The 9,617-nt window shown below is 62.6% G+C and carries 10 protein-coding genes; 6 read left to right on the forward strand and 4 right to left on the reverse strand.

Annotated features, from left to right (window positions below; translation table 11 throughout):
• Nucleotides 1–75: 75 nt before the first annotated feature.
• Both HOY44_RS07800 and HOY44_RS07805 read right to left on the reverse strand, forming a co-directional pair.
• Nucleotides 76–429, reverse strand: coding sequence for a hypothetical protein (locus HOY44_RS07800; protein ID WP_287434079.1), 354 nt, complete (start codon nt 427–429; stop codon nt 76–78).
• Complete coding sequence (locus tag HOY44_RS07805; RefSeq protein ID WP_287434081.1) at nt 416–709, reverse strand: rod-binding protein; 294 nt, start codon at nt 707–709, stop codon at nt 416–418. The genes HOY44_RS07800 and HOY44_RS07805 overlap by 14 nt, the downstream gene beginning before the upstream one ends.
• A gap of 116 nt (nt 710–825) precedes the next feature.
• Between HOY44_RS07805 and HOY44_RS07810 the strand changes: the two genes are divergently transcribed.
• The 5 genes from HOY44_RS07810 (at nt 826) to rlmN (ending at nt 6,048) form a co-directional block, all read left to right on the forward strand.
• The gene (locus HOY44_RS07810; RefSeq protein WP_287434082.1) at nt 826–2,346 is read left to right on the forward strand and encodes a flagellar hook-length control protein FliK; all 1,521 of its coding nucleotides are present in this window, start codon (nt 826–828) and stop codon (nt 2,344–2,346) included.
• A 19-nt stretch (nt 2,347–2,365) separates the two neighbouring features.
• Nucleotides 2,366–3,049, forward strand: coding sequence for a flagellar hook capping FlgD N-terminal domain-containing protein (locus HOY44_RS07815; protein ID WP_287434084.1), 684 nt, complete (start codon nt 2,366–2,368; stop codon nt 3,047–3,049).
• A gap of 60 nt (nt 3,050–3,109) precedes the next feature.
• A complete protein-coding gene (serB, locus tag HOY44_RS07820) occupies nt 3,110–3,988 on the forward strand; it encodes a phosphoserine phosphatase SerB (RefSeq protein WP_287434085.1) in 879 nt (292 codons plus the stop codon).
• Nucleotides 3,989–4,227: 239 nt separating this feature from the next.
• Nucleotides 4,228–4,752, forward strand: a complete 525-nt coding sequence (locus HOY44_RS07825; protein ID WP_008333454.1) for an invasion associated locus B family protein — start codon at nt 4,228–4,230, stop codon at nt 4,750–4,752.
• 111 nt (nt 4,753–4,863) lie between these two features.
• Nucleotides 4,864–6,048 carry a dual-specificity RNA methyltransferase RlmN gene (gene rlmN, locus HOY44_RS07830; protein ID WP_287434087.1) on the forward strand — a complete coding sequence of 395 codons (1,185 nt, stop codon included), beginning with the start codon at nt 4,864–4,866 and terminating at the stop codon, nt 6,046–6,048.
• Nucleotides 6,049–6,220: 172 nt separating this feature from the next.
• On the opposite strand, the gene HOY44_RS07835 is transcribed toward rlmN, so the two are convergent.
• Both HOY44_RS07835 and greA read right to left on the reverse strand, forming a co-directional pair.
• Nucleotides 6,221–7,228 carry a hypothetical protein gene (locus tag HOY44_RS07835; protein WP_138422560.1) on the reverse strand — a complete coding sequence of 336 codons (1,008 nt, stop codon included), beginning with the start codon at nt 7,226–7,228 and terminating at the stop codon, nt 6,221–6,223.
• 40 nt (nt 7,229–7,268) lie between these two features.
• On the reverse strand, nt 7,269–7,739 hold the full coding sequence (greA, locus tag HOY44_RS07840) for a transcription elongation factor GreA (RefSeq protein ID WP_008333447.1): 471 nt from the start codon (nt 7,737–7,739) through the stop codon (nt 7,269–7,271).
• A 224-nt stretch (nt 7,740–7,963) separates the two neighbouring features.
• On the opposite strand from greA, the gene HOY44_RS07845 reads away from it, so the two are divergent.
• Entirely contained in the window at nt 7,964–9,616 is a 1,653-nt protein-coding gene (locus HOY44_RS07845; RefSeq protein ID WP_287434091.1) for an electron transfer flavoprotein-ubiquinone oxidoreductase, read from the forward strand.
• The last annotated feature ends 1 nt before the right edge of the window (nt 9,617 follow it).

Here is a 9,617-nt window from a genome sequence, read left to right on the forward strand (position 1 = left end):
AGTGCTAAAAGAACAGTGAACGTGTGAAATGCGATTGCGTCGGATTTTAGGCGAAAGCGCGGAACTTGCGGGGCGTCAGGCCCGCTTGTTGAAGTCCGTCGGGCGGTTTCCCATGCGCGCACGGTGCCCGTCCCGATCGTATGTCGAATGCTGCCCCCCCGCCGCGCGCAGCGCTATCAGCTTCTCCTGAACGGCCTTGAAACCTCGAGCCGACGCGGCCAGTAGTTCATTGTTCCGGTCAGCTTTTTTTCTGAGGTTTTCAAGCCGTTCACGCCTGAACCGATTACGCCCGATCCGCGACAAGAGGCGTTCTTTCTCGGGCGCGAGACGCCGAACGCCCTCGATATCCCCTTTCAGGATCAGCGCCTTTTCACGGTCCAGCAAGGTAGCCAGAGCGGCGAGAGTGCCCGATCCATCAAACAGCCCCATCGGCACGCTCCTTCATCGCTTCGAAGAGGGTTTCGGCCAGACCGATTCCCCCGGCCTCGACCATCGCCCTCGCCTGTTCCAGACGTAGGAACGACGCGAATTGTTCCTCACCCGGACCACCGCCGAACGTCTCGGAAAGCTCGCCCAGTCCCGCCGATTTCAGCATTTCCGACAGAAATGTCGCCTCCAACTCCTTCGCGGCCTCGCGCAGTTTGTCGTCCGCGGAAACGGGCGCGGGCTGAAGAGGTGGTCGCGGTGAGACTGGCAAGACCGGGTTCATCGTCGGTTCCGTCGAATTGTGGGCATTTCGGCAAAGGATGACGGCAACCGGTAAAGATTCGGTAATTTCTGTGGGGAAGTATCGCGCCACTCGGAGACAGAATTCCCGGAGCGACGATGGACGTCACCAATATCGCCTTCATGGCGCCCAAACAGGGACGCGCTGACCATGCGCCCGAAACCGGAGCCCCGAAAGGCACCGCGTTCGACGACGCGTTTCAAGCCGCGCAAGGCCCCAAGGCCAGAGGGGAGGATACACGGCAGGGCCACGACAAGACAGCTGAGGCAGAGCCGACGCCGGAAGAAAGCGAAGGCAGCTATGCAGCAGCACCGGACGTGGCGAGCACGACCGATGTGGACCGTAAACTCTCCACGTCGCCGCATTTAGGGTTAGCGATGGTTTCGGAACACGCGACAATTCACGGGCTTGCTGCGACGCCCGAACCGGCCGACGCCACGGTGTCACTCATCCCGGCAGAGCGAGATCAGGCGATGCGGGCATTGTCTGGGCCTTCTGTGCATCTGACAACGCCGGTCGACAACAAGGAATCGCCGGCCACCGTGCCCACCGGGAACGCTTTTTCCAACACATCGACGGCTTCGGAGGCGTCCGAGCGCAGGCCGGCGCCTGCCCTGCTACGGGACACCTCCGCCCTCGTCGCGCCGAGCCCGGTCGTCGCCGAAAACGACGCTCAGCCCGCGGTAAATACGATCGCCACACCGCCGGGACAGGAGGGGTTCGCGGCTGCAACAACTCCCGCAGCAACAGCCCCATCTTCCGTTCCGGGCCATCGCACTGAGCCAACTACGATCCCGACTGGCGGAGCGACCGATGCTGAGAACGCCGCTGCGGATGCGTCGGAAAAGATCGCCGGGACCCCTCAGACGGGAGAGCCCAAAGCAACGCAAAGCGGCAGCCCGACGCAAGGTGTCTCGCCCACGCAACGCCCAGACCTGATTAGCCAAGACGCGACCGAAGGCGAGCGTCCGGAAATACCGTCAGACCCGATCGACCCCAAACGGACCACGGAAGCCGCGCCCCCAGAGGCCCCGTCCACGCAACGCTCGCCTTCCGTTCAAACCACACCGCCTCCCGCCATGCCCGCGATGGCCGAGACAATGGGCGCCCCTGTCGTCGTCACGTCCGACCCGATCATCGCGGAGGTGTCGGGAACCGAACACGCGCGTTCGGAGACTGGGCGGAGCGCGGGGCCAGAACTACAGATCTTCAATCGCCCGGAAACGCCCCGCCTCGTCGCCCAGCAGGTGGCGGATGTGATCCGCGCCTCGCGTGACGGAACCCTCGAAGTCACCCTACGGCCCGAAGAACTCGGTCGCCTCAGCCTGTCTTTCAACGGCGACGGCAACACGCTTTCGGTGTCTTTGTCCGCCGATCGCCCGGAAACACTCGATCTGATCAAACGCAATCTTGCGCTTCTCGAACAGGACTTGCGCGATCTCGGCTACGACAGTCTGAACTTCGCCTTCGACGATGGCGGAGGGCGGGATGGTCAATCCGACGAGTCACGCGATCCGGCAATGGCTGCCGGACAAGGCCCGGCACCCGAAGACACGCAGCCCCCGAACGCCAACCTGTCGGCGCACGCCGCACGGGGCGGCGTCGACCTCCGGCTTTGACAGCCAGAAAGGACATCGAATGGAGCTTTCGCAGACCTCGACGACCGTCTCGTATGGTGCATCCGCCGCGTCCGGCGCTGCCTCTGAAGACCCCAAGTCCAACTCGGCCATCTCGTCGGACTTCGAGACGTTTCTGAAAATGCTCACGGTCCAGATGGAAAATCAGGACCCGCTCAATCCGATCGAAAGCTCGGATTACGCCGTGCAACTGGCCACGTTCTCGGGCGTCGAGCAGCAGGTCCAGACCAACGATCTGCTCAAGGCGTTGCAGACCCAGCTTGGCGTCATGTCCATGTCCGACTTGGCCGGATGGGTCGGGATGGAAGCACGAGCGGCCGTGTCGGCGCAGTTCGAGATGGAGCCGATCACGGTGACACCGCACCCGCCGACCGGCGCGACGCAGACCTTCATGGTCGTCAAGAACGCGGCCGGCTCGATCGTGGACCGGATCGAGTTTTCGCCAAGCGACACCTCGGTCCAGTGGGCCGGGCTTGACGACAACGGGTCGCTGTTCCCGCCCGGCGAATACAGCTTCATCCTGCAAAGCTACAACACGCGGGGTTTGATGTCGGAGGAACCGATGTCGGTCTACTCCGAAGTCATCGAAGCAAAGGTCGTTTCGGGCCAGACGATCCTGATCCTCGAAACCGGCGACGAAATCCCGGCGGCCGAGGTCGAGGCGCTGCGCCAACCGCAAGGCTAGAACGGGCTGGCACATCGTGGCCTGCCACGTTAATCGGACCCCGATCAAACGGAGGCTCCGATGTTCACCACCACGCTTCTGACCGCGCCCGGAAAAGCCGCCCTCGACCCGTCGCTGGTCGAAGCCTTGCGGGGCGCGTGGGGCGGGACAACCGCGCGCTGGCTCGCCCCTGACGAAGCGGCGGAATTCGACATGCCGTCGGTCCCCGATACGCGCTGGTCTTCGTGGGACGAACTTCAGGCGTTGGGGGTCGATCTCATCGTCCAGCCCACAGAAGGCCGGCGCAAGAAAATGCTGCTCGCCGACATGGACAGCACCATGATCCAGCAGGAATGCATCGACGAATTGGCGGACGAAGCCGGTGTCGGACCGCGCGTGGCCGACATCACCACCCGCGCCATGAACGGCGAGTTGGATTTCGAAGGGGCACTGCGCGAGCGTGTCGGTCTTCTCAAGGATCTGCCCGCGACGGTCATCGACAAGGTTCTGGCCGAGCGCATCACATTCATGCCCGGCGGCGCCGAGCTTGTCGCCACGATGCGCGCGAACGGAGGCTATGCCGCGCTCGTCTCCGGCGGTTTCACCGCGTTCACCGCCAAGGTCGCAGCGGAGCTGGGTTTTGACGAGAACCGCGCGAACACGCTCGACATTCGGGACGGGAAACTGACCGGCCAGGTGGTCGACCCGATCCTCGGACGGGCCGCCAAGGTCGCGGCCCTCGAAGAGATTTCGGCGCGCCTTGGGCTGGAACATGCCGATGTCATCGCCGTGGGCGACGGGGCCAACGACTTGGGGATGCTCGAGCTTGCCGGATCGGGGGTCGCCCTCCACGCCAAACCTTCGGTCGCCGCCCAATGCGACATCAGGGTGAATCACGGTGACCTCACCGCGCTGCTGTATTTGCAGGGCTACGCGAAGTCGGACTTCCGAAGGGCCTGATCCGGCCCGCCGGATCGGCGTCGCCAACGATTCGCAACCGGGCCGGTGCCGCACGCGGTTCACATCCCTGCCATCCCAAGGATAACGCGCGGTTTTCCGCCAACAGGTCTTTCAAAAACCGGCAAAAACCCGTTAAGGTAACGCCATTAGGTTGAAAAGGGTGCCCGCGCCGTGAAACACCCCAAAGAGGGATGGAGCAAAGGGCCCGAGAGGCAGAGCAGCTGGAGGCTGTGTTAGACATGACATCACGCATCGCACGGGGTCTGTGCATCGCCGCGCTGTCGCTGACTGCGACCGGCGCCGCCGTGGCACAGGAAAGCACGAACCGGGTCGCCGCCAACACCGACTGGAGCGTCTTCGTCGAAGGCGATCCGCAGGAGTGCTGGAGCGTGTCGAAACCCAAGCAGACGGTGAACACCAAGGATGGCCGTTCGGTCGCGGTGCGCCGGGGCGACATCCTGCTTTTTGTCTCCTACCGGTCCGGCAATGGAACGGGTGAAGTAAGCTTTACGGGGGGCTACCCCTTTGCCGATGGGTCGACCGTCACCTTGTCGATCGGCGAGACCGAGTTTCAGCTGTTCACGGATGGTGAATGGGCCTGGTCGGCCAGCCCAGAGGACGACACCAAGATCGTGAACGCGATGAAGGGTGGCGCCAATGCCGTTCTCGTCGGCAACTCGTCGCGCGGCACCCGGACCGAGGATACCTTTTCGCTCATGGGTTTCACCGCCGCGGTCGAAGATGCGGGCAAACGCTGCGAATAACCCGGCTCAGAGCCAGAACAGACGCGCCCCGGCAGGATGTCCGGGGCGTTTTCTTTTGAATTCATGGTATGATCGCCTATATGAGGCGCAATTCCATCAGGAGCGCGACACATGACGGCCTCGGCCCCGATCACGCAAGACGTAATGACGATCCCTCGAAAGGAGGATGCGACTCTCGGCAAGCCCAACCTTGTCGGGTTGACCCGCGACGGGCTGCGCGACGCGCTGATCGCCGCCGGCACGCCCGAGAAACAGGCCAAGATGCGCGTGGGTCAGGTCTGGCAGTGGATCTACCAGAAGGGGGTGCGCGATTTCGCGGACATGACCAACCTGTCGAAGGATTACCGCGCGCTTCTCGACCAGCATTTCGAAATCCGGGTGCCCGAGATGGTATCGAAACAGGTTTCGACCGATGGCACGCGTAAGTACCTCGTCCGCATCGCGGGCGGGCACGAGGTCGAGGTGGTTTATATCCCCGAAGAGGATCGCGGCACGCTCTGCGTGTCGTCGCAGGTCGGTTGCACGCTGACCTGTTCGTTCTGCCACACCGGCACGCAAAAGCTGGTCCGCAATTTGACGGCTGGCGAAATCGTCGGTCAGATCATGATGGCGCGCGACGATCTTGAAGATTGGGTGCCGGCGGGCAAAGGCATGGGTGAACGCCCGCGCCTCGTGTCGAACATCGTGCTGATGGGCATGGGCGAACCGCTGTACAACTTCGACGCGGTGCGCGACGCGATGAAGATCGCGATGGATGGCGAAGGCATTTCCCTATCGCGCCGCCGGATCACGCTGTCCACGTCAGGCGTCGTGCCCGAAATTGCGCGCGCCGGGGCCGAGATCGGCTGCATGCTCGCCATCAGCTTTCACGCCACCGATGACGAGACGCGCGACAAACTGGTGCCGATCAACAAGAAGTGGAACATCGAAAAGCTGCTCGCGGCGCTCAAGGAATATCCGAAGCTGTCCAACTCCGAGCGGATCACGTTTGAATACGTGATGCTCGACGGGGTGAACGACAGTGACGAGGACGCGCGGCGGCTTATCAAGCTGATCGAGGGCATTCCGGCCAAGATCAACCTGATCCCCTTCAACGAATGGCCCGGCGCGCCCTACAAACGGTCGTCCAACAACCGCATCCGGGCGTTCGCGAACATCATCTATCAGGCGGGCTATGCGTCGCCCATCCGCACGCCGCGAGGGGAGGACATCATGGCCGCCTGCGGTCAGCTTAAGTCCGAGACCGAGCGGGCGCGAAAATCAAAGGCCGAGATCGCGCGGGAAGCCGGGCTCTAGTCCCGGTTTTTCGGATCGGTCTGAACTCACCCTTTTCGGTCCCGCTTACGCAAGCTATTGTTAACTAATGAATTTTTCCGATTCCGGAAGGGCAGAATACTAGGATACTAGGATCCTAGTATCCTAGTATCCTGAATCCGCCGGAAAACCACGCACGCGGCATGGCAATTCTTCAGGTAAACGTGCCGGTCACACGCCCGAGCAACATGAAAGCGCGCGCTGTGCGGGTATCCGACAGCCGGGCGATGTCCTCATCCGTCGCGGTTTCCTCGAACTCCAGAAACACGTCGTCGAAACGGCGCAGGAAGTGATGTGCCGCGTCCCGAAACACCGGGTCGCTTTTCATCCGGCCCGCCGTGAGCGCCAAAGACGACCGATCCCGGATGCCCCCCAGCGCCGCCACTTCTCGGCCCCGATGCCCTTGCGCGAACCGGCGCCAGATCTCCGGACGTGCGCGATCCGGCCGCAGGTCGTCCATGTAGATCCCGTCTTGGCTCAGCAGCGTGAGCACGTCTTGCGCCGCCGTCACCAGCCCCGCGACTTTTCTGTCCTTCAACGCTCGCCGCAGGGCGGCAAACCCCGCTTCATCCTCGGCGTTCTCCGGGAAATGCAGCGCCTTTATCATGTCGTCCCGCTCAAGCGGCGGGGCCGTGTCGGCGGCCTGAGGTTCCAACGCGAGCGACGGTTGCTCTTCGACGACCGGCTGGGCCTGGGGCCGTGGAATTTCGGCCTCGGCCCGCACCAAATTGCGCGTGGTGGAGAAGGTGGTAAGCGCCTGTTCCGTTTGCTTCTGCGCCTGCTCGAGCCGCGCGATCTTGGCTTCGACCTCGGGGTTCCGCTCGGCGTGATGCGCGTGCGATTGGGTCAGGTAGCTGTGACGCATGGCGTCGATGGTCGACTGAAGCCGCACCGTCTCTTCGCGCATGATCCGGGCCGACCGCGCGGCGGAGGCGGCCAGCCAGATGACCGCCACGGGCAGAAACACGGCGAGCAGAGTCATGATGAAGCCACCGGCACCGCCCGCGGAAAAGTCGTTCCCCATTAACAGGAAATAGATCGCGGCGCCCACCAACCACAGACAGCACAACGCCGCCGCCAGAAGTTCCGACGGCGCGATTCCACGCCTCGCCCGGCGTCCGAAGATGCCCATGCCCAGCGCCTCTTCGTTTTGCTGCGCCATCGCGCCCCCGGCAGGTTCCGTTATAGGGTCCGTCACAGGGTCAGATATACTCGATCTCGAGGATTTCGTAAGACTTCTCGCCACCCGGTGTGCGAACTTCCACCGAGTCGCCCTCTTCTTTGCCGATCAGGGCGCGGGCCAGCGGCGACTTGATGTTCAGCTTTCCCTTTTCAAGATCGGCCTCGGGTTCGCCCACGATCTGATAGGTCTTTTCCTCGTCCGTATCCTCGTCCACGAGCTTGACCGTGGCCGAAAACTTGATCGCGCCCGACAGCTTGGCCGGGTCGATGACTTCCGCCAGACCGATGATGCTTTCCAGCTCTTTCACGCGGCCTTCGATGAAGCTCTGCTTCTCGCGCGCGGCGTGGTATTCGGCGTTTTCCGACAGGTCGCCATGTTCACGCGCCTCGGAAATGGCGGCGATGACGGCGGGGCGTTCCACCGATTTCAGCTTCTTCAATTCGTCGTTCAGCGCGGTATAGCCCGCGCGGGTCAGCAAGATCTTTTCCATGAGTGCCTTGTCGTCGTCTTCTTCGGGTCTCACATGATGCACGACGGACAGCGCCGCCAGTGCCCAAAGGCTTGCTCAACACAAAAGCAATCGGGCTTGATTTGCAACGGCATAGTTGGAGCCGATGGGATGCCGCAACGCGGCGAATGACGCCGTGTCGCGATTGACCGGCCTTTGGCATACCGTTACCAAGGCGCAACTTTATTTCGTGGAGGGAGCCTTTTATGGCCGAAATCGAACGCGAAGCCATGGAAGTCGATGTGGTCATCGTCGGGGCCGGTCCTGCCGGCCTGTCCGCAGCCATTCGACTGAAACAGCTGGACGAGGACCTGATGGTCGTCGTGCTCGAAAAAGGCTCGGAAGTGGGCGCGCATATCCTGTCGGGGGCCGTTCTGGACCCGTCCGGTCTGGACGCGCTTATCCCGGACTGGAAGGAAAAGGGCGCGCCGCTGAACGTCCCGGTGAAGAAGGACAACTTCTACATCTTCGGGGAAGGCGGGCAGATGAAGATCCCGAACTTCCTGATGCCGCCCCTGATGAACAACCACGGCAACTACATCGTCTCGATGGGCAACGTCTGCCGCTGGATGGCCGAACAGGCCGAGGCGCTGGGTGTCGAGGTTTACCCCGGCATGGCTGCGTCCGAGCTGGTCTATGACGACAACGGCGCGGTCAAAGGCGTGGTCGCGGGCGAGTTCGGCAAAAACCCCGACGGCACACCCGGCGAAGGTTACGAGCCGGGGATGGAGCTTCTGGCGAAATACACCATCATCTCCGAAGGCGTGCGCGGGTCGCTCGCCAAGGAGCTGATCGCCAAGTACGACCTCGCCAAGGACTCCGACGTGCCGAAATTCGGCATCGGGATGAAGGAAATCTGGGAGGTGAACCCCGAGAACCACAACGAGGGCGAAGTCACGCACTCGCTCGGCTGGCCGCTCGGGTTCAAGAACGGCGGCGGTTCGTTCCTGTATCACATCGACAACAATCAGGTGTACGTCGGCTACATCGTCGATCTGAACTACAAGAACCCCTACCTGTCGCCCTATCAGGAATTCCAGCGCTTCAAGCACCATCCGCGTGTGAAGCAGGTGCTCGAAGGCGGCAAGCGCGTGGCCTATGGCGCGCGGGCCGTGACCAAGGGCGGGTTCCAGTCGATCCCCGACACCGCGTTCCCCGGTGGCGTGATTGCAGGCTGCTCGGCGGGCCTCGTGAACCTGCCGCGCATCAAGGGCAACCACAACGCGATGCATTCGGGCCGTCAGGCCGCCGAAGCCGCCTATGAGGCGATCAAGGCGGGCCGTTCGGGCGACACGCTGTCCGAATACGACGCCGCGCTGAAATCCGGCCCGGTGGGCAAAGACCTTAAACGCGTGCGCAACGTCGCGCCGCTCAATGCTCGCTTCGGCCCTGCCGGCGGCATGGCGCTGGGTGGCTTCGACATGTGGTTCCAGACCCTGTTCGGTGGTTTCTCGCTGTTCGGCACGCTCAAGCACGGCAAGAACGATGCGCAGGCGACCGAGAAGGCCGACAAGCACAAGCCCATCGACTACCCGAAACCCGATGGCGTGCTGTCCTTCGACCGGCTGACCAACGTGTCGTTCTCGAACACGAACCACGAAGAAAGCCAGCCCTGCCACCTGAAACTGAAAGACCCGTCGATCCCGATCGACGTGAACCTGCCGCAGTTCGCAGAACCCGCGCAGCGGTATTGTCCGGCGGGTGTGTATGAGGTGGTCGAAGGCGACAATGGGCCGAAGTTCCAGATCAACTTCCAGAACTGCGTCCACTGCAAGACCTGCGACATCAAGGATCCGTCCCAGAACATCAATTGGACGGTGCCTCAGGGCGGCGACGGGCCGAATTATCCCAATATGTAAC

Source organism: Maritimibacter sp. (assembly GCF_016774595.1).
Lineage (GTDB): Bacteria > Pseudomonadota > Alphaproteobacteria > Rhodobacterales > Rhodobacteraceae > Maritimibacter > Maritimibacter alkaliphilus.